Origin of the sequence: Magnetospirillum sp. ME-1 (assembly GCF_002105535.1) — a bacterium.
In the GTDB taxonomy this organism is placed as follows: domain Bacteria; phylum Pseudomonadota; class Alphaproteobacteria; order Rhodospirillales; family Magnetospirillaceae; genus Phaeospirillum.
Genome location: NZ_CP015848.1, coordinates 2,962,699 through 2,984,995, shown reverse-complemented (window position 1 = coordinate 2,984,995; position 22,297 = coordinate 2,962,699). Strand labels below are relative to the sequence as shown.

Here is a 22,297-nt window from a genome sequence, read left to right as displayed (position 1 = left end):
ATGATGGAGTCCATGAACGCCGCCATCCTGATCGTTTCCGGTCTGGTGGCGCTGTCCATCTTCTCCAGCCTGCTCTCCTTCCGCATCGGCGCGCCGCTGCTGCTGGTGTTCCTGTGCGTCGGCCTGGTGGCGGGCGAGAACGGCCTGGGCCGCATCAAGTTCGACGACGTCAACGCCGCCTATCTGATCGGCAGCATCGCGCTGGCCATCATTCTGTTCGATTCCGGCTTTCACACCAGCCTCAAGGCCTTTCGCATCGCGCTGTGGCCGGCCATGGCGCTCGCCACCGGCGGCGTGGTGGTGACCACCATCGTGGTTGCGGTGCCGGTGCATTACCTGATGGGCTTCGACTGGCTGGAGGCGGCGCTGATGGGCGCCATCCTCAGCTCCACCGACGCGGCGGCCGTATTTTTCCTGCTGCGCGTCGGCGGCATCCATGTGCGCGACCGCGTGCGCTCGACCCTGGAAGTGGAATCGGGCTCCAACGATCCCATGGCCATCTTCCTGACCCTGGCCCTGGTGGGGTTGCTGGTGGCCAAGGGGCCCATCTCGCCGGTGGGCATCGGCATGGATTTCGTCACCAAGTTCGGCATCGGCGCGCCGGCAGGCATGTTCGGCGGCGGGCTGATCGTGCTGGCGGTCAACAAGATGGGCTTCGAGCGCGGGCTGCAGCCGCTGGCGGCGCTCAGCCTCGCCATGGTGCTGTTCGCCGCGACGGAAGAGCTGCACGGCAGCGGCTTCCTGGCCGTCTACATCGCCGGCCTGGTGGCGGGCAACGCGCGCATCAACGCGCCCGAGACCATGCGCCGCTTCCAGGACGGACTGACCTGGCTGGCCCAGATCGTCATGTTCCTGACTCTCGGCCTGTTGGCCACCCCGGCGGAGTTCCCCGCCTTCGCCTGGCAGTCCGTGGGCGTGGCCGCCGTGCTGATCTTCGTGGCGCGGCCCTTGGCGGCGTGGATCTGCCTGCTGCCCTACGGCTTCAACCGCAACGAGACGGCCTTCGTCGCCTGGGTGGGCCTGCGCGGCTCGGTCTCGGTGCTGCTGTCCATCGTGCCCATGGTGGCGGGACTGCCCCACGGGCGCGACTATTTCATCCTGGCCTTCCTGGTGGTGCTGATCAGCCTGGGGCTGCAGGGCTGGACCATCGGCGCGGTGGCCCGCTTCCTCGGCCAGATCGTCCCGAAGCGCATCGGCCCGGTGGAGCGCATGGAGCTGGAAATCCCCGGCGCGCGGCACGAACTGGTCTCCTACCGCATCGTCGCCGATTCCCTGGTGGCGCGCGGCCACCGCCTGCCGCGCTGGGCCGAGCCCTCGCTGGTGGTCAGGGACAAGAAGTCCTATTCCGCCCATGCCGCCAAGGGCCTGAAGTCCGGCGACACCGTCTTCCTGTTCGCCCGGCCCGAGCGGGTGCCCCATCTGGACCGCCTGTTCGCCTCGGCGGCCCCGGCGGCGGAGGCCGATTCCCGCTTCTTCGGCGATTTCGCCCTGGAGCCCGGCGCCCATATGAAGGATCTGGCCCTGCTCTACGGCCTGCCGGTCGAGGCCGCCGATTACGAAATGACCGCCGCCGACTGGCTGGTGCGCGAGCTGGGCCACGAGCCCGGCATCGGCGACCGGGCGGCGCTGGGCGAGGTGGAGCTGATCGTGCGCGCCATGAACTGGACCGACCATATCACCGAGATCGGTCTGGCGGTGGAGCCCACCCGCATCGACACGCCCAGGCTGCCGGTGTTCCAGAGCCGCACCGAGCTGAAGGCAATGCTGAAACGCTGGATGAGGAAACGCGCATGACCCTGGTGAAAACCCATCGTCAGTTGATCGACGAGGCCAACGCCCTGATCACCACCATTCCCACGGCGCAAGCCATCGCGCTGCACGGCCGGGACGACGTGGTGTTCGTGGATATCCGCGACGTGCGCGAGCTTGAACGCGAAGGCATGATCCCCGGCGCCTTCCACGCCCCCAGGGGCATGCTGGAATTCTGGGTCGATCCCACCAGCCCCTATTACAAGGAGGTGTTCGGCCAGCCCAAGCGCTTCGTCTTCTATTGCCAGTCGGCGTGGCGCTCGGCCCTGGCGACCCGGGCGGCGCAAGACATGGGGCTTGCCCCCGTCGCCCATGTGGAAGGCGGCTTCAAGGGCTGGAAGGAGGCGGGCGGGCCGGTCGGCCCCAAGCCCGAGCACAAGAAGGGGTGACTGGGTTTGTCATTCTGAGGCGCAGCCGAAGAATCTTTCAAGCGAGGGCGGCGGCCATCTGCGGCTGAAAGGTGCTTCGCTCGCGCTCAAGCATGACAATGGCACTCAGCCGCCGCCCGGCGCGCTTGGCGCGCCAGACGTATCAACCCTGGGACGGCGTCAGCCGCCGCCCGGCGCGCTTGGCGCGCCAGACGTATCAACCCTGGGGCGGCGCCAGACGTATCGACCCTGGGGCGGCGTCAGCCGCCGCAGGTGCCGCAGCAGGTGTCGCTGTCGTAGGTCAGCCGCGCCACCAGGTGCCGCTGGCCGTCGCGGGCCGGGAAGAACTGCAGGAACACCATGGTCAGCCCCTTGGGCAGCGCCGATTTCAGCCCGGTCATGCGGGCCGAGCGCGAGGTGTTGTACTGGTAGTCGTCGGATTCGTCGCACAGGCTGAAGGCGCCGCGCAGCAGATCGTTGCAGCGGGCCAGCGGCATCTCGCGGCTGGCCACCACCGAACCGGTGGCCAGGATCTCGACCACCGCCTGATCGCCGGCCACCTTCACCTGCACCACGTTGGCGTGGGCGGCGACGGCGTGTTCCAGCAGGGTCAGCATTTCCGCCTGGGATTCAGGGGCGATCATGTTCATGGGGATAGGCTCCGGTTGGCAGGAGCCTAGAGAAGAACAGCATCGCCGCGCCAACCTCCTTGAGCCCGGTCAAGCATCCCCCCTTCGCAGCGGGCCGGGGCCGTGGTTATATATTCCCATGGAGGGCCGCAAGATGACGGGCGAGGTCACGGTTCGCGTGCTGGTCGAAGGCCGGGTCCAGGGTGTCTGGTTCCGCGGCTGGACGGTGGAGCAGGCCCAGGCCCGCAAGCTGTCGGGCTGGGTGCGCAATCTGGTGGACGGACGGGTCGAGGCCCTGTTCCACGGCCCCTCCCACATCGTCCGCGACATGGTCGAAGCCTGCCACCGCGGCCCCACCGCCGCCCTGGTCACCAGGGTGGAGACCGAGACGTCCTCCGAGGTGCCGCCCTCGGGCTTCCACCAGCGCCCCACGGCCTGACCATGAAATTCACCCGCCGCCAAATCCTAGCCGGAGCCGCCGCCATGACCGTCGCCAAAGCAGCCGATGCCGCCCCTAAAGGAGCGCGCCAGTTCCCCAAGGATTTCTTCTGGGGCGCCAGTACCGCCGCCTACCAGATCGAGGGCGCCTATGACACCGATGGGCGCGGCATGACCATCTGGGACAAGTTCACCGCCGACGGCCGGATCATGGACGGCAGCAGCGCCAAGGTGGCCTGCGACCACTACCACCGCTACCCCGAGGACATCGCCCTGATGAAGGCGGCGGGCTTCCAGGCCTACCGCTTCTCGCTGGCCTGGCCGCGCATCGTCCCGGCCGGCACCGGCAAGATCAACGAGAAGGGCCTCGATTTCTACGACCGGCTGGTGGACAAGATCCTGGAAGCCGGTATCAAGCCCATGGCCTGTCTCTACCACTGGGACCTTCCCCAGCCCCTGGAGGACAAGGGCGGCTGGCAGGGGCGCGACATCGTCGGCCCCTTCGCCGAATACGCCCGCATCGCGACCAAGCGCCTGGGCGACCGGGTCAAGGACTGGTACATGCTGAACGAGCCGAACGTGGTGGCCATCATCGGCTACGGCATCGGCGAGCACGCGCCGGGCTACAAGCTGGGCGAGGACGGCATCTTAAAGGCGCTGCACCACCAGAACCTGGCCCAGGGCACCGCGCTCAGGGCCATCCGGGCCGAGCATTCCGACGCGACGCTGGGCACGGTGATCAACCTGCAGCCCTGCCAGTCCCAGGACGACGACCCCAAGAACCGGGCGGCGGCCATCCGCTGGGACGCGGTGTGGAACCGGGTGCCGCTGGACGGCGTCATGAGGGGCGCCATTCCCGACGTGCTGGCCGAGAAGATGGCCCATATCGTCAAGCCCGGCGACATGGAGACCTGCAAGTTCCCCATCGACATGCTGGGCATCAACTACTATTCCCGCATGACCATGAAGCACGAGGAAGGGCATCCCTTCGACGTGTTCTGGGGCGACGCCCATTGCGACCGCTGGACAGCCATGGCCTGGCCGGTGCAGCCCGACGGGCTTTACGATCTGCTGCGCGAGTTCAAGGAGCTGTACGGCAATCCCAAGGTCTTCATCGCCGAGAACGGCGCCGCCTATGACGACGTGGTGACGCCCGACGGCCAGATCCACGACGCCGAGCGCGTCGCCTTCCTCAAGGATCACGTCTCCGAGGTGGCCCGCGCGGTGGCGGACGGCTGCAACGTCAAGGGCTACCTGGTGTGGTCGCTCTTGGACAATTTCGAGTGGGCCTACGGCCTGTCCAAGCGCTTCGGCATCATCCGGGTGGATTACGACACGTTGAAGCGCACGCCTAAGGACAGCTACAAGTGGTTCGCCGAGGTGATCAGGACCGGCCGGGTGGGGTAGGAGCCGGATCTCGGAGTGTCATCCCGAGCGCAAGCGAGGGATCTCCGCCTGGACCAGCGGTGCAGGCTCTGAAAAGCCGCGCCAGGATGAGATCCCTCCGCCCAAGGGCGTCGGGATGACAGATTAATCACGCCGGGGCGTATTCGGCCATGCAGTTGGGGGTTTCCCACACCCTGACCGCCACCAGACGGGCGGTGGCGTCGGAGCGTTTGCGCACCGGCGCCACCAGCACCTCGAACCAGTGCTTGGCCAGGCATTCGGCGGTGGGCTGGAAGGGCACCACGTAGAGCTTGGTGCCCATGCGGGTGTCGGTGGTGAGCGCCGCGCCCTGGGCGGCGACGGTGTCGCGGAGGACCTGGACCCAGGCCTCGCCGCCGCCGACCGGCGCGAACAGGGCCAGCAACTCGGCATCGGCCGAGGCCGCGATGAAGCCGTGATCGCACGGCGCGTCGATCAGGCGCATCATCTCGTCCTTGAGGAAGCCGAAATCCACCACCATGTCGGTCTGCTCGCCGCTGGGATGCAGGTGGCTGGCCTCGCACTCCACCTCGACCACATAGCGGTGGCCGTGCAGGTTCCGGCACTTGGAGCCGTGGGTCATGATGCGGTGGCCGGCATCGATCTCGATGCGGCGGCGGACGCGGAAGGTGGACATCAGGGAATTCCCAGCAATTTGTGGGTCTGCAAGCTGAGCCGCCAGCGCGGATGAGTCAAGCAATGCCGGATGGCGGCTTGCGTATTGGCCTCGCGGTCCGGCCCGTCCATGGGCTGCAGCAGGAAATGGGCGAAGTCCAGGGACTCGAAATCCTCCGGCCGCGCGCCCTCTTGCGGAAAGACCAGCTTCAGCTCGTCGCCGCTGGTGACCTTCAGCCGGGTTCCCGCCTTGGGGCTGACGCAGACCCAGTCGATGCCGTCGGGCAGTTCCACCGTGCCGTTGGTCTCGATGGCGATTTCGAAGCCGCGCGCGTGCAGCGCCCGGACCAGCGCCGTATCCAGCTGCAGGCCCGGCTCGCCGCCGGTCACCACCACGGTGCGGGTATCGCCGCCCGCCGCCAGCACCGCGTCGGCCAGGACGGCCGCGTCGGCAAACTTCTCGCCGCCGACGAAATCGGTGTCGCAGAAGCGGCAGGTGGCGTCGGCGCGGTCTTCTTCCCGTCCGCTCCACAGATTGCAGCCGGCAAAGCGCAGGAAGACCGCCGGGCGGCCCGCCTGCACCCCTTCGCCCTGCAGGGTGTGGAAGATTTCGCGGACGGTGTAGCTCATGGCGTTATCAGTGATCCGAGCCGTGCAGAATCTGGTCGGTGATGCCGGTCTCGTACTCCAGCCCGGCAGGCGTCAGGGTCACCGCCATGGGGAAGCTGGCGCGGATCAGGCCTTTGCGTTCGAGGGCCACCCACACCGCGCCGTTGGAAAGGCCGCTGGCGTCCTTGCTCATCACCACCTTGCGGCCCACGTGGAAGTGGTTGCCGTGGGGATGGGGCAGGGCCGACAGGAACACCTCGCCGCTGTCCATGCGGGTCGAGGTCTCGGGGTGGCGGGCCAGTTCCTGGAACAGCACCAGGGTCTTCAACTGCAGGGGATTGAGCTTCAGGGGATTGGCGCGGGGCGGCATGGGCGTCTGGACCTCATGGAAACGGGGGCGGCATCATGGCACCAGCCGCCCCCCGATTCCAAGAGTCATCCCGCCCCCTCAGGCCGCCATTTCCTTCAGGAAGGCGGCGACCTCGCGCTCCAGGTCGGCGCTTTCGCCCAGCAGCTGGTTGGCGGCCTCGAACACCTTGCGGGCCATGGCCCCGGTTTCCTCGGCGGCACCCACCACGCCGGTGATGTTGTGCACCACCTCACGCGATCCGGCGGCGGCCTGCTGGACGTTGCGCGAGATTTCCGCCGCCGCCGCGCCCTGCTGCTCCACCGCCCCGGCGATGGAGGACGACATCTCGTTGATGCGGACGATGGTCTCGGCGATGCCGGCCAGGGCGGACACCGCCGACCCGGCTTCCTCCTGCACGGCGGTGATCTGCCGCGCGATGTCCTCGGTGGCGCGCGACGTCTGGCCGGCCAGGTTCTTCACCTCGTGGGCCACCACCGCGAAGCCCTTGCCCGCCTCGCCGGCGCGGGCCGATTCGATGGTGGCGTTCAAGGCCAGCAGATTGGTCTGCGACGCGATGTCGTTGATCAGGCCGAGCACCTGGCCGATGCGTTCCACCGCGTCGGTCAGACCGGAAATGCGGCTGTTGGCGGCCTCGGCCTCACGGGACGCCGCCTCGACGATGACGCTGGACCGGTGAACCTGCGACGAGATTTCCTCGATGGAAGAGGTCAGCTGGCTTCCGGCCGAGGCGACGCTTTCCACGCTGGCCGCCGATTGCTCGGTGGCGGCGGACACGGCGGCGCCCTGGACATGCGTCTGCTCGGCGTTGGCCGACAGGCTGTTGGAGGCGGTGTGCAGATGCTCGACCGAGCCCTTGATCCGCCCCAGCATGGACATCACCGCGGCGTCGAAACGCCGCGTCGCCGCCTCGACCCGCTGCTGGCGGGCCTGGATGCGGACCTGCTCTTCCTGCTCGGCGCGGCGGCGGGCCTCCGCCTCGATCAGGCCCTGGCGCCAGCCGTCCAGGGCGCGGGCCAGGGGGCCGATCTCGTCGGCACGCCCGGTTTCCGGCACCTGGGCGTCCAGCGCGCCGCCGCCCAGCCGGCCGACCGCGTCGCCCAGCCGGCCCATGGGAGCGATGATCGCCCGCGCCATGCCGACCACCAGGGCCAGGGTGGCCAGGGCGGCCAGGATGGTGAAGGCCACCACCAGCAGCTTGTCGGAGGCTTCCTGCTCGGCGGCTTGGGCTTCCACCGCCTTGGACAGGGCGTCCGAGCGCGTCACCAGGGTGTCGATGGCGGCGCGATGCTTGGCATAGAGCCCCGTCAGCACCGCGAAGGAGGCCTGGGCCGCGTCGCGGTCCCCCTTCTCCAGTGCCGGCAGGAAGCTGGCGAAAGCCTGCTCGTAGAACTGCACCGCCGGCTTGTAGGATTCCACCAGCAGGCCATCGCGGACCGAAACATCCAGATTCTGGTCCCGCCAGTACTTGTGGCGGTCGTCGTAATCCTTGCGCAGCCGCGTCAGGGTCTCCTTGTGCACCGCCAGCTCGGCCGGTCCGGCGGACAGGGCCTGCGACGCCGTCAGGTAGGATTCGATGATGTATTCCGGCGGCGGCAGAATATCGGCGACCAGATCCTTGGCCTGGATGATGCGGCCATAGACCGGTCCATTGACCTTGAGCTCAGCCAACACGACACCCCAGCCCAGCGAAATGCCGACCAGGGCCGCGGCTGTCGCGGCGGCAAGAGCGGTCAATTTCCCTTTGATGGTCGCGATACCCGGCATTACAGACCTCCGATACGAAATGCGCGCCGCACAGCCAAAAGCTATGCCGTTAGCATGTAGGCTAAAATAATTCTCAGACAAGGCCGCATCAAAAAATATGCATACCCACACCGCAGAAACAGATGACCGAACTATAGAAACAAATATCAAACAACATAGCCGCAAAAGTAACTGATGTTTATGAATTGTTTATATAACGTCATTTTTCGTACCACGGCAGCGGCAATCAGTGCCGGAGGAATCATTCAGCGGGGAAGAGACACCGAAAGCCCCCTGAAAATCGGCGGCCGTGAATGGGACTGGACGGACCGCCGGACCGGCATTATCGGTAGAGTGGCGGGCGGCACGGCGGATGAGAGGCGGGCTTTTCATGGATGTGAGCCAGACCATCAAGGGGTTGTTCCACAGCGCGGTCGATGCCATCTGCGCCCACCGCGATGGCGTCATCGTGGTGGCCAATCCCGCCTTCGCCCGGTTGTTCGGCTACCAATCCGCCGACGAGATGGCCGGCAAGCGGGTCCTCGACACCCTGGCCCCGGAGGAACGCGACCGGATCGCCGAATTCATCCGCCGCCGCGCCACGGGAATCGACGCGCCCTCCATCTACGTCGCCACCGGCCTGCGCCGCGACGGCAGCCGGTTCGAGATGGAAGTGGGCGCCTCCATGTTCCAGGACGACGGGGCAAGCTTCTGCGTCGCGGTGCTGCGCGACATCTCCGACGCGGTGGCCGCCAAGCGGCACCTGGTGGAGAGCGAGGAGCGCTTCCGCAATCTGTTCAAGCTGTCGCCCGACCCCACCTGGATCATCCAGGACAACCGCTTCGTGGAGTGCAACCGGGCGGCGGTCGTCATGCTGGGCTATCCCGACGAGGACTCGCTGAAGAACGTCCACCCGTCGGAACTGTCGCCGGACGCCCAGCCCGACGGCGAATCCTCGTTCACCAAGGCCGAGCGGATGATGGGGCTGGCCATGGCCAACGGGCTGCACCGCTTCGAATGGACGCACAGGCGCCGCGACGGCAGCCTGTTTCCCGCCGAGGTCACCCTGTCGGCCACCTTGCTGCTGGGCAAGCCCTCCATCTACTGCACGTGGCGCGACATCACCGAGCGCCATCAGGCCGAGGCCCAGATGCGGCTTGCCGCCGGCGTCTTCGATTCCACCCAGGAAGGCATCGTCGTCACCGACACCGACGGCACCATCTTGTCGGTCAACCCCGCCTTCACCCGCATCACCGGCTATGCCGGCTGCGAGGTGATCGGCAAGACCCCGGCCATCCTGAAATCCCATCACCAGGACCAGAACTTCTACCGCGCCATGTGGGCCGACCTGCGGGCCAGGGGGGAATGGCGCGGCGAATTGTGGAACCGCCGCAAGGACGGCGAAGCCTATCTGGAATGGCTGACCATCAGCGCCGTCAACGGCCCCGACGGCAAGCCGGCCCGCTTCGTGGCGGTGTTCTCAGACGTCACCGAATTGCGGCGCAAGGATGACCAGATCCGCCATCAGGCCTATCACGACGCCCTGACCGGCCTGCCCAACCGCTTCCTGCTGGGCGACCGCCTGGACCACGCCATGGAGATGGCGCGCCGCACCCAGTCCCAGGTGGCGGTGCTGTTCCTCGACCTCGACCGCTTCAAGATCATCAACGACAGCCTGGGCCACCACGAGGGCGACAAGCTGCTGGTGGAGGTGGCCCGGCGCATCGGCCACACCGTGCGCAAGAGCGACACCGTATCGCGCCTGGGCGGCGACGAATTCGTGGTGGTGCTGGCCACCTTCAGCGACACCACCGAGGTGGCGCTGGTGGCCGAGAAGATCATCGCCACCCTCGCCAAGCCCCTGCGGCTGTCCGGCAAGGCGGTGCATACGGGCACCAGCATCGGCATCGCCGTCTTTCCCCAGGACGGCGAGGACGCCACCGCGCTTTTGAAGAACGCCGACACCGCCATGTACCAGGCCAAGGCGGCGGGCCGCAGCTGCTTCCGCTTCTTCGACCGCTCCATGAATGCGCTGGCGGTGCGCCGCCTGGAGCTGGAGGCCCAGCTGCGCCAGGCCATGGAGACCGGCCAGTTGGAGCTGCACTACCAGCCCAAGGTGATGGTGGAGACCGGCGCCCTGGCCGGGCTGGAAGCGCTCTTGCGCTGGAACCACCCCGAGCAGGGCCGCATTGCGCCCATGGAATTCATCCCCCTGGCCGAGGAGAGCGGCCTGATCATTCCCCTCAGCTATTGGGTGATCGAGGAGGCCTGCCGCCATCTGGCCCAGTGGCGCGAGGCCGGAATCCACGTCAAGGTCGCCATCAACCTGTCGGCGCGCCAGTTCCACGACGACAAGCTGCCCCAGCGCATCGAGGCCATCCTCGAGCGCAGCAAGGTTCCGGGCAGCGCTCTCGAGATCGAACTGACCGAAGGTTCGGTGATGGACGAGCCCCGCCGGGCCATCGTCATCTTGCAGCGGCTGCGCGCCCTGGGCCTGCGCATCTCGCTCGACGATTTCGGCACCGGCTATTCCAGCCTGGCCTATCTGAAGCGCTTCCCCATCGGCACCGTGAAGATCGACCGCTCGTTCATCATGGATCTGCCCGACGATTCCGAGGACGCCGCCATCGTCCGGGCCATCCTGGACCTGGCCCGCGGCCTCAATCTGGACGTGGTCGCCGAAGGGGTGGAAACCGCCGAGCAGCTGGACTTCCTGCGCACCGCCGGCTGTGGCCAGATTCAGGGCTACTACTTCAGCCCGGCCCTGCCGGCGTCAGAACTGGGCGAGTGGCTCACCCGCAAGCCCTAGGCCCAAGCCCCCAATCGCCGGCCAGCGCCTGCACCACCGCCAAAGCGGCGATGGCCGCCGTCTCTGCCCGCAGGATGCGCGGCCCCAGCCCCACGGCGCGGGCGAAGGGCCTGGCGGCGATCATCCGGCGCTCCTCCGCATCGAAACCGCCTTCGGGCCCCACCAGCAGGGCCAGCGGCCCGGGGGCCAGGCCGTTCAGCACCTGGGCCAGGGGCGGGCCGCCGCCGCCTTCGTCCAAAAACAGCAGCAGCCGCCCGGCGGGCCACGACGCCAGCACCTTGTCCAGCGGCGCGGGCTCGGCCAGTTCGGCGATCGTGAGGCGCTCGCATTGCTCGGCCGCCTCCACCAGATGGGCGCGCAGCCGTTCGGCATTGACACGGCCCGCATTGGTGCGCCGGGTGAACACCGGCCAAAGGCGCGAGACGCCCAGCTCGGCCGCCTTCTCCACCACCAGATCGGTGCGGTCCTTCTTCAAGGGCGCCGCCAGCAGCCAAAGGTCGGGCTCGGCCGCCTGGGGACGGGTCTGGCGTTCGGGAACCAGGGCGGCCCCGGCCTTGGCCAGGGCGGCGACGCGCGCCAGCCACTCGCCGTCGCGTCCGTTGAACAGCAGCGCCATTTCGCCCACCTCGGCCCGCATCACCGAGGCCAGGTAATGGGTCTGGTCGCGCGAAAGCGCCACCGCGATTCCGGCGGAAAGCGGCGCGTCGACGAACAGGCGGAAGCGGGGGCGCGGCGTGGTGTCGGTCATGGGTTCCTTGTACGCCGACCGGGACGGATGGGGAAGCGTGCTTGACCTCGCCCGCGACCGGGCCTATGTCGGACGGGAGAGAGTCCATCGAAAGTTCCATCATGGCCTTGCTGCCCATCCTGACCGCGCCCGATCCGGTGCTGAAGTCCAAGTCCAAACCCGTCGCCGCCGTGGACGACCGCGTCCGCGCCCTGATGGAGGACATGCTGGAAACCATGTACCACGCCCCGGGAATCGGGCTGGCGGCGCCGCAGATCGGCGTGCTGGAGCGGGTCATCGTCATGGATATCGGCCGCAAGGAGGAGGACCGCTCCCCCATCCGCATGGCCAATCCCGAGATCATCTGGGCATCCGACGAGGACAACACCTACGAGGAGGGCTGCCTGTCGGTGCCCGAGCACTATTCCAACGTGGTGCGTCCGGCCTCGGTCAAGGTCCGCTATCTCGACGAGAACGGGACGAAGCAGGAGATTCTGGCCGATGGCCTGCTGGCCACCGTGGTGCAGCACGAGATGGACCATCTGGACGGCGTTCTGTTCATCGACCACCTGTCGTCCCTGAAGCGCAACATGATCCTGCGCAAGCTGCTCAAGGCGCGGAAGGACGCGCAATGAAGCTGGTGTTCATGGGGACCCCGGACTTCTCGGTCCCCATCCTGGACTCGCTGATCGAGGCCGGGCATCGGGTGGTCTGCGTCTATTCCCAGCCGCCCCGGCCCGCCGGCCGCGGCCACAAGGAGCAGCTGACCCCCGTTCACGCCTTCGCCCATGCCCGCGGCATTCCGGTGCGCACGCCCAAGAGCCTGAAATCCCCCGAGGCCCAAGCCGAGTTCGCGGCGCTCGACGCCGACGCGGCGGTGGTGGCCGCCTATGGCCTGATCCTGCCCCAGGCGGTGCTGGACGCGCCGCGGTTGGGCTGCCTCAACGTCCACGCCTCGCTGCTGCCGCGCTGGCGGGGTGCCGCCCCCATCCAGCGGGCCATCCTGGCCGGCGATCCGGAGACGGGCGTCACCATCATGCAGATGGATGCGGGTCTGGACACCGGGGCCATGCTGGCCAGGGAAAGCATCCTGCTGCTGCCCGATTCCACTGCGTCCTGGCTGCACGACATGCTGGCCGCCATGGGAGCGCGCATGATCGTCGAGGTGCTGCGCAAGCTGGAGGACGAGGAGCCGGTGCCCGCCGTGGCCCAGCCGGCCGAGGGCGTCACCTACGCCCACAAGCTGGCCAAGGAGGAGGGCCTGCTGAACTGGGACCAATCGGCGGTGGAACTGGACCGCAAGGTCCGCGCCCTCAATCCCTGGCCCGGCGTGTGGTTCGAGATGGGGGCTGAGCGCGTCAAGGTCATGGAGGCGGCGGTGGTGCCCGGCGCGGGCGCGCCCGGCACGGTGCTCGACGACCAGCTGACCGTCGCCTGCGGCAAGTTCGCGCTGCGTCCCCTGAAGGTGCAGCGGGCAGGCAAGGCGGCCATGAGCGTGCCCGAGATGCTGCGCGGCCACGCCATCCCCAAGGGCACGGTGCTGGGCTAATGCCCCGCTACCGCCTGCTCGTCGAATACGACGGCACCCCCTTCAACGGCTGGCAGCGCCAGGACAAGGGAATGTCCGTCCAGGGCGTGCTGGAAGCGGCGGCGGCAAAGCTGTGCGGCGAGCCCTGCACCCTGCACGCCGCCGGACGCACCGACGCCGGAGTCCACGCCACCGGCCAGGTGGCCCATGTGGACCTGCCGCGCGACTACCCCGCCGACACGGTCAGGGACGCGATGAACTACCACATGAAGCCCAAGCCGGTGGCGGTGGTCGCCGCCGAAGCGGTAAGCGAGGACTTCCACGCCCGCTTCTCGGCGGTGGGCCGCGCCTATCTCTACCGCATCGTCAACCGCCGCGCGCCCCTGGCGCTGGAGCAGCACCGCGCCTGGTGGGTGCCGGTTCCCCTCGACGCCGAAGCCATGGCCGAGGGCGCGCGCCGCCTGCTCGGCCATCACGACTTCACCACCTTCCGCGCCAGCGAGTGCCAGGCCAAAAGCCCCATGAAGACGCTGGACGTGCTGGACGTGACCCGCCATGGCGACGAAATCCGCATCGTCGCCGAGGCCCGCTCGTTCCTGCACCATCAGGTGCGCAACATGGTGGGCACGCTGAAGCTAGTGGGCGAGGGCAAGTGGAGCCCCGACGACATGACCCGGGCGCTGGACGCCAGGGACCGTACCAAGGGCGGCCCCACCGCACCGGCGGCGGGGCTGGTGCTGACCGGAGTCAGCTATCCGTCCTCGGACGGTAGAAGCGGCCCGACAGGCTGACCCGGTCCAGTTCGTATTCCCGGAACAGCACGGGGAAAATCTCGTCGGGAAAATCCTGCCAGCGCGGCGGCGGTACCAGGGCGCCGGGGTTGTCATCCTCCATATGCCTGGGCGGGTCGACCAGTTCGATCACGGCGATCTCGTGGCGCTTCAGCATGCCGGTCAGGGTGTCGGCGGGCAGGCGCCCCATGGTCATGGCCTGCAGCATGTTGATGGGATCGTAGAAGGCCGGCTTGCCGGCCCTGAGGCACAGAAGGTGCGACTGGCACAGCGCTTTGCCCTCGATGCCCTTCAGATAGGCCACGTCTTCGCCAAACAGCTCCTGGCGATGGGCCAGCTCCCCCAGAACCTCGACACCCGCGCGACCCAACGCCGCCGGCGTATAGGCCAGCACGCCGGCATTGATCGCCAGGGCCACCACCGGGCGGAACTTGAAGAATGGGGCGAGATGCAGCACCAGCCCCGCCCCGATGGCCAGGGCGATGAAGACGTCGAAGAAGACGTTGAGGTCGGTGCCGGCACCGCCCAGGAAGAACGCGCCGATTCCCATGGATACCAGCAGATAGGTGAGAATGAGAGCGGCCGGCCGGCTTCGCCGCACCACCACGAGGCCCAGTCCGACCAGAATCAGGGGGGCCTGGAACTGGCCCATGATCTCCACCGTGAACAGGAAGGCCCGCGTGATGTCCCAGGTGCGGGACGCCAGCAATTGCTGGAAAAAGACGGGACCGGCCAGCCACAGGATCAGTCCTCCCGCCAGGGCGGCCATGACAGTGCCGGTGGCGAAGTAGGCGACGCGCGCCCCCATCTCGCCACGGCGCAGGACATCGACGGCGATCACCAGCGGCAAGGCCACCAGGCTGTGCTTGACCAGGATGCCCGCCGAGAACAGCAGGGCGGTGAGAACGGCGCGCCGGGTGGGCCGGCCATGGCCGAGATAGGTGGCGAGGCCTGCGGCCATCAGGGCCTGGGCCAGCATCTGGGGATTGTTCTTACCCACATGGTCGGTCAGCAGGCAGGCGAAGAACAGGCCGCAGGTGGTGGCGGCGAACAGCGAATCCAGACGCGAGCCGCCGCTGGAGCGCACGATGGCGGCCACCGAGCCGCACAGGGAAAGGGTGGCGCCGAACGATACCAGACGGCCCGCCAGATTGACGTCGCCCACCAGCTTGGACAGGATTCCGACCACATAGAACGACAGCGGCGGGTAATTGTTGAAGAAGTAGGGGGAGCCGGTGTCGTAGAGCGGCAGGCCGCCGATGGCGCGCAACTGCAGGAAGGCGTTCCAGCCTTCGGTATTGTCGATCTCGAAATCCCAGAACAGCCGCGCCAGGGGATAGGTCAGCAGCACCACGGCCAAGCCCGTCAGGCTCCATACAGTCAGCCTGTAGGGACGTCTGGAATCGCCCGTCAAAAACCTGTTCCGCTGCAAACCGCTCCTCCGCTCCCAACGGATTCGCCCTCGGGAGCGGAAGTGCCACATTCGCGGCGGCATGGCAAGGCGAAGCTATCCGCCCAGCACCACCAGCAGGTCCTTGGCCTCCACCTGGGTGCCCGGGGTGACGGCGACCGAGGCGATGGTGCCGGCCCGCTCGGCGCGGACCAATGTCTCCATCTTCATGGCCTCGATGGAGACCAGCAGGTCGCCCTTTTCCACCGCCTGGCCGGCATGGACGGCGACGGAGACCACCAGACCGGGCATGGGGGCGCCCACATGGTCGGCGTTGCCGGCCTCGGCCTTGGGCCGCGCCGCCCGCGCCGGCGCCACCTTGCGGTCGAAGACGCGCACGGTGCGCGGCTGGCCGTTCAACTCGAAGAACACCTTGCGCGAGCCGTCCTCCTCGGCCTCGGCGGTAGCGAGGTAGCGGACGATCAGGCTCTTGCCCTTTTCCAGGTCGATGCTGATCTCCTGGCCGGGCGACATGCCCCAGAAGAACACCTCGGTGGGAAGCGCCGAGACGTCGCCGAATTGCCGCTGGTGGGCGGCGAACTCGGCGAACACCTTGGGATACATCAGCCACGAGGCCAGCTCCGCCTCCGACAGCTTGCGCCCCGCCTTCTTTTCCGCCTCCTCGCGCACGGCCGCCAAATCGGCGGCGGGCAGCACCGCGCCGGGCCGCACGGTGATGGGCTTGGCCGAGCCCAGCACCTTGTTCTGCAAGGCCGCCGGAAAACCGCCGGCGGGCTGGCCCAGATCGCCCTTGAAGAACGACACCACGGATTCGGGGAAGGCGATTTCCTTGTCCGGGTCCAGCACGTCGTCCGGCGCAAGGTTGCTGGTGACCATCATCAGGGCCATGTCGCCCACCACCTTGGAGGTGGGCGTCACCTTGACCACGTCGCCGAACATGGCATTGACGTCGGCATAGGCCTTGGCCACCCAGTCCCAGTGCTGCTCGACGCCCAGGCTTCTCGCCTGGGCGCGCAGGTTGGTGTACTGGCCGCCCGGCATCTCGTGCAGGTAGACCTCGGCGGTGCCGGACCGGATGTCGGCCTCGAAGGGGGCGTAGAGGCTGCGCACGCCCTCCCAGTAGCGCGACAGGCCGTTGAGCGCGCCCTGGTCCAGCCCGGGGTCGCGGTCGTGGCCCTTGAGCGCGGCGCAGATGGAGCCCAGGGGCGGCTGGCTGGTCAGCCCGCTCATGGCATCCATGGCGGCGTCCACCGCGTCCACCCCGGCATCGACGGCGGCCAGGACAGAAGCCGCCGACAGGCCCGAGGTGTCGTGGGTATGGAAGTGGATGGGCAGGCCCACCTCCTGCTTCAGGGCGCCGACCAGGGCCGAGATGGCGCGCGGCCGGGCCAGACCCGCCATGTCCTTGATGCCCAGCACATGGGCTCCGGCCTTTTCCAGCGCCTTGGCCATGGTGACGTAGTACTTGAGGTCATACTTGGGCCGGGCGGCATCGAAGATGTCGCCGGTGTAGCAGATGGCCGCCTCGCACACCTTGCCCGAGTCCCGCACCGCCTCGATGGCCACATGCATGTTGTCGACCCAGTTGAGCGAGTCGAAGACGCGGAACACATCGACGCCGTTCTCTGCCGCCTGGGCGACGAAATGCCGCACCACGTTGTCGGGATAATTGGTGTAGCCCACCGCATTGGCCGAGCGCAGCAGCATCTGCAACAGCAGGTTGGGCATGGCGGCACGCAACGCCCGCAGTCGCTCCCACGGGTCCTCCCTGAGGAAGCGCATGGCCACGTCGAAGGTGGCGCCGCCCCAGCATTCCACCGAGAACAGGCCGGACAGCAGCCGGGCATAGGCCGGGGCGGCGGCCAGCATGTCGTGGCTGCGCATGCGGGTGGCGAACAGCGACTGGTGGGCGTCGCGCATGGTGGTGTCGGTGACCAGCACTCTCTTCTGCGCCAGCATCCATTTGGCCAGCCCTTCGGCGCCCAACGTGTCGAGCAGCTGCTTGGTGCCCTCGGGCGGCTCGGCCCCAGGCACGGGCGGCAGGTCGGGACGGTGGCCGAGAACCGGGCGCTTCATGCCCGCCACGTCGGGGTTGCCGTTGACCATGACGTCGCCGACGAAGGACAGCACCTTGGTGGCGCGGTCGCGGCGGTCCTGGCGGGCGAACAGTTCGGGCGTCTCGTCGATGAAGCGGGTGGTGTAGGCGCAGCCCACGAATTTGGGATGCTCGATCACCGCTTCCAGGAAGGTGAGGTTGGTGGCCACGCCCCGGATGCGGAACTCGCGGAGCGCCCGGTCCATCCGCGCGATGGCTTCTTCCGGCGTCGGCGCCCAGGCGGTGACCTTCTCCAGCAGGGAATCGTAGTACCGGGTGATCAGCGCGCCGGAAAAGGCGGTACCGCCGTCCAGGCGGATACCGAAGCCGTTGGCGCCGCGATAGGCGGTGATGCGGCCGTAATCGGGGATGAAGCTGTTGGCCGGGTCCTCGGTGGTGATGCGGCACTGGATGGCGTGGCCGTTCAAGGGAATGTCGGCCTGCCGCGGCACATCCGAGCCCGGCGCGCCGATGGGCGCGCCGCCGGCGATCCTGATCTGCGCCTTGACGATGTCGATGCCGGTGACCACCTCGGTCACCGTGTGCTCCACCTGGACGCGCGGGTTGACCTCGATGAAGTAGAAGGAGCCCGTCTCCATGTCCATCAGGAACTCGACGGTGCCGGCGTTCTCGTACCCCGCGGCGCGGGCCAGGCGCACGGCGGTCTCGCACAATTCCGACCGCTGGCGGCCGTCGAGATAGGGGGCGGGAGCGCGCTCGACCACCTTCTGGTTGCGGCGCTGCACCGAGCAGTCGCGCTCGTAGAGATGCACCAGATTTCCGAGCGAATCGCCCAGGATCTGCACCTCCACATGCCGCGCCCGGCGTACCAGCTTTTCCAGATAGACCTCGTCGTTGCCGAAGGCGGCCTTGGCCTCACGCCGGGCCACCGCCAGCAATTCCTCCAGCTGGTCTTCCGCCTCGATCACCCGCATGCCGCGCCCGCCACCGCCCCAGCTGGCCTTCAGCATCAGGGGGTAGCCGACGGCAGCCGCCAGCCGCTTGCACTCAGGCAAATCGGCGGGCAGCGGACCGGTGGCGGGCATCACCGGCACCCCGGCCTTCTCCGCCAGGGCGCGCGCCGCCACCTTGTTGCCCAAGAGGCGCATGACGTCGGAGCTGGGTCCGACGAAGGCCATGCCCGCCGCCCGCACCGCGTCGGCGAAATCCGGGTTCTCGGACAGGAAGCCATAGCCGGGATGCACCGCGTCGCAGCCCGCTTCCCTGCCCACCCGGATCATCTCGTCGATGGAGAGATAGGCCTCGATGGGCCCCTTTCCCTTGCCGATCAGATAGCTTTCGTCGGCCTTGAAGCGATGCAGCGCGAAGCGGTCCTCGGTGGAGTAGACCGCCACGGTGCCCAGCCCCAGTTCGGTGGCGGCGCGGCAGATGCGGATGGCAATCTCGCCGCGATTGGCGACCAGAAGCTTGGCGAAGGGAGGCTTGCCCGAGGCGGAGGGGATCATGGTTCACCCTGTTGATCGTTGACGTGGCGTTGGATAATTCTTTTTACCAGTCTTGTAAACAGGCGCTTTCAGCTTACCATTAAACAGAGGTGGCTTTACATGCGCGAAAGGTGGGGTTAGACAAATCCATCACGCAGAGGGCAGCACATGACGGAACCGATCAGGCCAGCCAAGCTGGCCGATACCATCGCCGACCATTTGGAACAGCTTATCCTCGAGGGCAGCCTGCGGCCAGGGGAACGCCTGCTGGCCGAGCGCGAGCTGGCCCAGCGCTTCGACGTGTCGCGTCCCAGCTTGCGCGAGGCGCTGGAAAAGCTGGAGAATCGCGGCCTGCTGAAGTCGGGACGCGGCGGCGCCACCTATGTCGCGCCTTTGCTGGGCGAGGGCTTCACCGAGCCTTTGTACTCCGCCCTGGCGTCCAGGCCCGAGACCACCTTCGACTATCTGGAATTCCGCCGCTTCGTCGAGGGCTCGGCGGCCTATTTCGCGGCGCTGCGCGGCACCGACGTGGACCGCGACCTGATCCGCGAATGCTTCGAGAAGATGGAAGCCGCCCACGGCCAGGACGATTCCAGCGACGAGGCCGAGGCCGACGCCGACTTCCATCTGGCGGTCTACGAGGCGTCGCACAATCTGGTGATGCTGCACATCATGCGCTCGCTGTCGGATATGCTGCGCAAGGACGTGTTCTACAACCGCGCCAAGCTCTATCAGCGCCAGGGGGTGCGGGAATTGCTGCTGGAACAGCACCGCGCCGTCTACCTGACGGTGATGGCCGGCGACCCCGACGCCGCCAAGGCCGCCGCCGAGGCCCATATCGACTTCACCCGCGACGCCCTGATGGAGATCGCCAAGGCCGACGCAAGGCTGGAAGTCAGCTTGCGCCGCATCGCCAAGACCGACCTGGTGGCGGCCAAGCGCTGATGGCCGGCTTCATGGCCCTGGCCCTGGCCGAGGCCGAAGCCGCCGCTCAGCGCGGCGAGGTGCCGGTGGGCGCGGTGGTGGTCCGGGACGGCGAGGTGATCGCCCGGGCCGGCAACCGGGTCGAGGAACTGGGCGACCCCACGGCGCATGCCGAGATGCTGGCCTTGCGCGCCGCCACCGCCACCCTTGGCGACAAGCGGCTCGAGGATTGCGACCTCTACGTCACCCTGGAACCCTGCCCCATGTGCGCGGCGGCCATTTCGCTGGCCCGGATCAGGCGCCTTTATTTCGGCGCCTACGACCCCAAGAGCGGCGGGGTGGAGCACGGCGCCAAGGTCTTCGACCACGCCACCTGCCACCACCGCCCCGAAACCTATGGCGGGCTGGAGGAAAGCCGCTCGGCGGACCTGCTCAGGGCCTTCTTCGCCGAACGGCGCTGACCCCTCAGCCGCAGGACGGCCGCCCCGATTCGATCCGCTCGATCACCCCGTCAGCGAGCGATTGCGCCACGCTGGCGTCGGTCTGGAACTGGGTGGCGCCGCCTTTCTGGTCGAACCACGGCGCCGCCTTGGCGGTCCAGGCCAGCAGCGGACGTACCACGCGGTAAGTGAAGTAGGGCGCGGTGGCGCAGACATAGGGAAGCGCACGGGCGGAAAAGGCGGCCCCACGCGGACTGAGGAAGGTTCCGCCCTCGCAGCCGTAGCGGTCGAGGATCATGCCCGGCGCCAGCACCACGGGGGTGATGGTTCCGGCCGCCCCGTCGTTGGGCGGCCAGCGCAGGTTGCCGCTGCCGTCCTTCCACTGGGCGGCAATGTCGGAGCGGATTTCCGGAGCCTTGCAATCGGCCCAGGCCGGACCGGCCAGCAGCACAAAAGCGGCGAACACCGCCAGGAACGACATACGGCGCATGAAACCATCCTCCTCCGTTGACGAAGAAAGAATGACTCATCCGGTGAAATGTGTCACGCGCTTACAACTAATTCACATCGTGCGCAAAAAGAAACTCACCGCCAGATAGGCTTGCCCGATCCCGGCAGGCCGTATTCCGCCCAGCGTTGGCTGACCCGGTCCACCACGTCGTCGCTCATCTTGATCTTCTCGCCCCATTCGCGGTGGGTTTCGGGCGGCCATTTGTTGGTGGCGTCCAGGCCCAGCTTTCCGCCTAAGCCGCTTTCCGGGCTGGCGAAGTCCAGGTAGTCGATGGGGGTGCCCTCCACCACCGTGATGTCGCGGGCCGGGTCCATGCGGGTCGAGACGGCCCACATGACGTCCTTCCAGTCACGCGCGTTGATGTCGTCGTCCACCACGATGACGAACTTGGTGTACATGAACTGCTTCAGGAAGCTCCACACCCCGAACATCACCCGCTTGGCATGGCCGGGATAGGCCTTCTTGATGCTGACCACGGCGATGCGGTAGGAGCAGCCCTCGGGCGGCAGCCAGAAATCGACGATTTCCGGGAATTGCTGTGCCAGAAGCGGAATGAACACCTCGTTCAGGGCCTCGCCCAGCACGCTGGGCTCGTCCGGCGGCCGTCCGGTGAAGGTGGAGAGGTAGATGGGGTCGCGGCGCATGGTGATGGCCGAGACGCGGAAGACCGGAAAGTCCTCCACCGAGTTGTAATAGCCGGTGTGGTCGCCGTAGGGGCCTTCGGGCCCCGTCTCGTCGGGCATGACGTGGCCCTCCAGCACGATCTCGGCCTCGGCCGGGACCTTGAGCGGCACCGTCTTGCAATCGACCAGCTCCAGCTTCCTGCCGCGCAGCAGGCCGGCGAACTGGTATTCCGACAGGGTCTCCGGCACCGGGGTGACGGCGGCGATGATGGTGCCGGGATCGGCGCCGATCACGATGGCCGCCGGCATGGCTCCCCTGCCCTCCTTGCACCAGCGCTGGAAATGCTGGGCGCCGCCCCGGTGCTTCAGCCAGCGCATCAGGGTGGTGTTGCGCCCCGTCACCTGCATGCGGTAGATGCCCAGGTTGAAGTGGTCGCGCTTGTCGTCGGACGGGTTGGGTCCTTGCGTCACCACCAGCGGCCAGGTGATCAGCGGCGCCGGCTCGCCCGGCCAGCACCCCTGGATGGGCAGTTGCGACAGATCCACGTCGTCGCCCTTCAGCACCACCTGCTGGCAGGGCGCCGAGGACACGGTCTTGGGCCGCATGGCCATCACGGTCCGCGCCAAGGGCAGCATCTCGAGAGCCTCGCGCCAGCCGCCGGGCGGCTCGGGCTGTTTCAGGAAGGCCAGGGTCTCGCCCACCTCGCGCAGCTGGGCGGGCTCGCGGTCCATGCCCCAGGCCACCCGCTCCACCGTGCCGAACAGGTTGACCAGCACCGGCATGGAATATTTGGTGCCGTCGGCCTTCACCACGTTCTCGAACAGCACCGCCGGGCCGCCCTCGGCCAGCAGGCGGGTCTGGATCTCGGTCATCTCCAGGTGCGGCGACACCGGCGCGCTCACCCGCCTCAGCCGTCCGGCCTTTTCCAGACGGGCGATGAAGTCGCGCAGGGATTCGTAGGGCATTGGGGGCTCTCCTTTGCGTCC

General features: G+C 67.7%; 20 protein-coding genes. 10 read left to right on the top strand and 10 right to left on the bottom strand.

Going from position 1 to position 22,297, the window contains the following annotated elements:
* Window positions 1-12: 12 nt before the first annotated feature.
* Together WV31_RS14090 and WV31_RS14085 are read left to right on the top strand one after the other, a co-directional pair.
* Window positions 13-1,794, top strand: a complete 1,782-nt coding sequence (locus tag WV31_RS14090; RefSeq protein ID WP_237051297.1) for a potassium/proton antiporter — start codon at window positions 13-15, stop codon at window positions 1,792-1,794.
* The gene (locus tag WV31_RS14085; RefSeq protein ID WP_085374166.1) at window positions 1,791-2,198 is read left to right on the top strand and encodes a rhodanese-like domain-containing protein; all 408 of its coding nucleotides are present in this window, start codon (window positions 1,791-1,793) and stop codon (window positions 2,196-2,198) included. The genes WV31_RS14090 and WV31_RS14085 overlap by 4 nt, the downstream gene beginning before the upstream one ends.
* Window positions 2,199-2,437: 239 nt before the next feature.
* Here WV31_RS14085 and WV31_RS14080 read toward each other — a convergent pair whose 3' ends face one another.
* Complete coding sequence (locus WV31_RS14080; RefSeq protein WP_085374165.1) at window positions 2,438-2,827, bottom strand: hypothetical protein; 390 nt, start codon at window positions 2,825-2,827, stop codon at window positions 2,438-2,440.
* A 133-nt stretch (window positions 2,828-2,960) separates the two neighbouring features.
* Here WV31_RS14080 and WV31_RS14075 point away from each other — a divergent pair, with 133 nt between their 5' ends.
* Together WV31_RS14075 and WV31_RS14070 are read left to right on the top strand one after the other, a co-directional pair.
* Complete coding sequence (locus WV31_RS14075; RefSeq protein WP_085375578.1) at window positions 2,961-3,245, top strand: acylphosphatase; 285 nt, start codon at window positions 2,961-2,963, stop codon at window positions 3,243-3,245.
* Between the two features lie 44 nt (window positions 3,246-3,289).
* On the top strand, window positions 3,290-4,651 hold the full coding sequence (locus tag WV31_RS14070) for a GH1 family beta-glucosidase (protein WP_085375577.1): 1,362 nt from the start codon (window positions 3,290-3,292) through the stop codon (window positions 4,649-4,651).
* A 127-nt stretch (window positions 4,652-4,778) separates the two neighbouring features.
* Here the strand turns inward: WV31_RS14070 and WV31_RS14065 are convergent, their stop codons facing one another.
* The 4 genes from WV31_RS14065 to WV31_RS14050 form a co-directional block, all read right to left on the bottom strand.
* Window positions 4,779-5,306 carry a 6-pyruvoyl trahydropterin synthase family protein gene (locus tag WV31_RS14065; RefSeq protein WP_085374164.1) on the bottom strand — a complete coding sequence of 176 codons (528 nt, stop codon included), beginning with the start codon at window positions 5,304-5,306 and terminating at the stop codon, window positions 4,779-4,781.
* On the bottom strand, window positions 5,306-5,914 hold the full coding sequence (queE, locus tag WV31_RS14060; protein WP_085374163.1) for a 7-carboxy-7-deazaguanine synthase: 609 nt from the start codon (window positions 5,912-5,914) through the stop codon (window positions 5,306-5,308). The genes WV31_RS14065 and queE overlap by 1 nt, the downstream gene beginning before the upstream one ends.
* A 7-nt stretch (window positions 5,915-5,921) precedes the next feature.
* The gene (locus tag WV31_RS14055; RefSeq protein ID WP_085374162.1) at window positions 5,922-6,263 is read right to left on the bottom strand and encodes a hypothetical protein; all 342 of its coding nucleotides are present in this window, start codon (window positions 6,261-6,263) and stop codon (window positions 5,922-5,924) included.
* Between the two features lie 78 nt (window positions 6,264-6,341).
* Window positions 6,342-8,027 carry a methyl-accepting chemotaxis protein gene (locus WV31_RS14050; protein WP_085374161.1) on the bottom strand — a complete coding sequence of 562 codons (1,686 nt, stop codon included), beginning with the start codon at window positions 8,025-8,027 and terminating at the stop codon, window positions 6,342-6,344.
* A gap of 370 nt (window positions 8,028-8,397) precedes the next feature.
* Between WV31_RS14050 and WV31_RS14045 the strand changes: the two genes are divergently transcribed.
* A complete protein-coding gene (locus WV31_RS14045; protein WP_168185950.1) occupies window positions 8,398-10,815 on the top strand; it encodes a sensor domain-containing protein in 2,418 nt (805 codons plus the stop codon).
* On the opposite strand, the gene WV31_RS14040 is transcribed toward WV31_RS14045, so the two are convergent.
* A complete protein-coding gene (locus WV31_RS14040) occupies window positions 10,799-11,563 on the bottom strand; it encodes a 16S rRNA (uracil(1498)-N(3))-methyltransferase (protein WP_085374159.1) in 765 nt (254 codons plus the stop codon). The two genes, WV31_RS14045 and WV31_RS14040, sit on opposite strands and share 17 nt — an antisense overlap.
* 101 nt (window positions 11,564-11,664) lie before the next feature.
* Here WV31_RS14040 and def point away from each other — a divergent pair, with 101 nt between their 5' ends.
* The 3 genes from def to truA are packed head-to-tail and all read left to right on the top strand — an operon-like array spanning window position 11,665 to window position 13,861.
* Window positions 11,665-12,177: a peptide deformylase gene (gene def / locus WV31_RS14035; protein ID WP_085375576.1), complete on the top strand. Its 513-nt coding sequence runs from the start codon at window positions 11,665-11,667 to the stop codon at window positions 12,175-12,177.
* Window positions 12,174-13,091 carry a methionyl-tRNA formyltransferase gene (gene fmt, locus WV31_RS14030; RefSeq protein WP_085374158.1) on the top strand — a complete coding sequence of 306 codons (918 nt, stop codon included), beginning with the start codon at window positions 12,174-12,176 and terminating at the stop codon, window positions 13,089-13,091. The genes def and fmt overlap by 4 nt, the downstream gene beginning before the upstream one ends.
* Window positions 13,091-13,861 (top strand): tRNA pseudouridine(38-40) synthase TruA, encoded by a 771-nt coding sequence (truA, locus tag WV31_RS14025; protein WP_085374157.1) that lies wholly within the window; start codon window positions 13,091-13,093, stop codon window positions 13,859-13,861. The genes fmt and truA overlap by 1 nt, the downstream gene beginning before the upstream one ends.
* Here truA and WV31_RS14020 read toward each other — a convergent pair.
* Together WV31_RS14020 and WV31_RS14015 are read right to left on the bottom strand one after the other, a co-directional pair.
* A complete protein-coding gene (locus WV31_RS14020; RefSeq protein WP_237051594.1) occupies window positions 13,818-15,215 on the bottom strand; it encodes an ArnT family glycosyltransferase in 1,398 nt (465 codons plus the stop codon). The genes truA and WV31_RS14020 overlap by 44 nt on opposite strands.
* Window positions 15,216-15,368: 153 nt before the next feature.
* Entirely contained in the window at window positions 15,369-18,833 is a 3,465-nt protein-coding gene (locus WV31_RS14015; RefSeq protein ID WP_085374155.1) for a pyruvate carboxylase, read from the bottom strand.
* Between the two features lie 147 nt (window positions 18,834-18,980).
* Between WV31_RS14015 and WV31_RS14010 the strand changes: the two genes are divergently transcribed.
* Together WV31_RS14010 and WV31_RS14005 are read left to right on the top strand one after the other, a co-directional pair.
* Window positions 18,981-19,757: an FCD domain-containing protein gene (locus WV31_RS14010; RefSeq protein WP_085374154.1), complete on the top strand. Its 777-nt coding sequence runs from the start codon at window positions 18,981-18,983 to the stop codon at window positions 19,755-19,757.
* Window positions 19,757-20,197 carry a nucleoside deaminase gene (locus WV31_RS14005; RefSeq protein ID WP_085374153.1) on the top strand — a complete coding sequence of 147 codons (441 nt, stop codon included), beginning with the start codon at window positions 19,757-19,759 and terminating at the stop codon, window positions 20,195-20,197. Before WV31_RS14010 ends, WV31_RS14005 begins: the two co-directional genes overlap by 1 nt.
* Before the next feature lie 4 nt (window positions 20,198-20,201).
* On the opposite strand, the gene WV31_RS14000 is transcribed toward WV31_RS14005, so the two are convergent.
* Both WV31_RS14000 and WV31_RS13995 read right to left on the bottom strand, forming a co-directional pair.
* The gene (locus WV31_RS14000; protein ID WP_085374152.1) at window positions 20,202-20,666 is read right to left on the bottom strand and encodes a TNT domain-containing protein; all 465 of its coding nucleotides are present in this window, start codon (window positions 20,664-20,666) and stop codon (window positions 20,202-20,204) included.
* A 95-nt stretch (window positions 20,667-20,761) separates the two neighbouring features.
* Window positions 20,762-22,276 (bottom strand): UbiD family decarboxylase, encoded by a 1,515-nt coding sequence (locus WV31_RS13995; RefSeq protein WP_085374151.1) that lies wholly within the window; start codon window positions 22,274-22,276, stop codon window positions 20,762-20,764.
* Between the last annotated feature and the right edge of the window lie 21 nt (window positions 22,277-22,297).

What these genes read in the sequence shown, in the direction of transcription:
- WV31_RS14090 (WP_237051297.1), top strand. Translation starts at nt 13, where the DNA reads ATGAACGCCGCCATCCTGATCGTTTCCGGTCTGGTGGCGCTGTCCATC.
- WV31_RS14085 (WP_085374166.1), top strand. Translation starts at nt 1,791, where the DNA reads ATGACCCTGGTGAAAACCCATCGTCAGTTGATCGACGAGGCCAACGCC.
- WV31_RS14080 (WP_085374165.1), bottom strand. Translation starts at nt 2,827, where the DNA reads ATGAACATGATCGCCCCTGAATCCCAGGCGGAAATGCTGACCCTGCTG.
- WV31_RS14075 (WP_085375578.1), top strand. Translation starts at nt 2,961, where the DNA reads ATGACGGGCGAGGTCACGGTTCGCGTGCTGGTCGAAGGCCGGGTCCAG.
- WV31_RS14070 (WP_085375577.1), top strand. Translation starts at nt 3,290, where the DNA reads ATGACCGTCGCCAAAGCAGCCGATGCCGCCCCTAAAGGAGCGCGCCAG.
- WV31_RS14065 (WP_085374164.1), bottom strand. Translation starts at nt 5,306, where the DNA reads ATGTCCACCTTCCGCGTCCGCCGCCGCATCGAGATCGATGCCGGCCAC.
- queE (WP_085374163.1), bottom strand. Translation starts at nt 5,914, where the DNA reads ATGAGCTACACCGTCCGCGAAATCTTCCACACCCTGCAGGGCGAAGGG.
- WV31_RS14055 (WP_085374162.1), bottom strand. Translation starts at nt 6,263, where the DNA reads ATGCCGCCCCGCGCCAATCCCCTGAAGCTCAATCCCCTGCAGTTGAAG.
- WV31_RS14050 (WP_085374161.1), bottom strand. Translation starts at nt 8,027, where the DNA reads ATGCCGGGTATCGCGACCATCAAAGGGAAATTGACCGCTCTTGCCGCC.
- WV31_RS14045 (WP_168185950.1), top strand. Translation starts at nt 8,398, where the DNA reads ATGGATGTGAGCCAGACCATCAAGGGGTTGTTCCACAGCGCGGTCGAT.
- WV31_RS14040 (WP_085374159.1), bottom strand. Translation starts at nt 11,563, where the DNA reads ATGACCGACACCACGCCGCGCCCCCGCTTCCGCCTGTTCGTCGACGCG.
- def (WP_085375576.1), top strand. Translation starts at nt 11,665, where the DNA reads ATGGCCTTGCTGCCCATCCTGACCGCGCCCGATCCGGTGCTGAAGTCC.
- fmt (WP_085374158.1), top strand. Translation starts at nt 12,174, where the DNA reads ATGAAGCTGGTGTTCATGGGGACCCCGGACTTCTCGGTCCCCATCCTG.
- truA (WP_085374157.1), top strand. Translation starts at nt 13,091, where the DNA reads ATGCCCCGCTACCGCCTGCTCGTCGAATACGACGGCACCCCCTTCAAC.
- WV31_RS14015 (WP_085374155.1), bottom strand. Translation starts at nt 18,833, where the DNA reads ATGATCCCCTCCGCCTCGGGCAAGCCTCCCTTCGCCAAGCTTCTGGTC.
- WV31_RS14010 (WP_085374154.1), top strand. Translation starts at nt 18,981, where the DNA reads ATGACGGAACCGATCAGGCCAGCCAAGCTGGCCGATACCATCGCCGAC.
- WV31_RS14005 (WP_085374153.1), top strand. Translation starts at nt 19,757, where the DNA reads ATGGCCGGCTTCATGGCCCTGGCCCTGGCCGAGGCCGAAGCCGCCGCT.
- WV31_RS14000 (WP_085374152.1), bottom strand. Translation starts at nt 20,666, where the DNA reads ATGCGCCGTATGTCGTTCCTGGCGGTGTTCGCCGCTTTTGTGCTGCTG.
- WV31_RS13995 (WP_085374151.1), bottom strand. Translation starts at nt 22,276, where the DNA reads ATGCCCTACGAATCCCTGCGCGACTTCATCGCCCGTCTGGAAAAGGCC.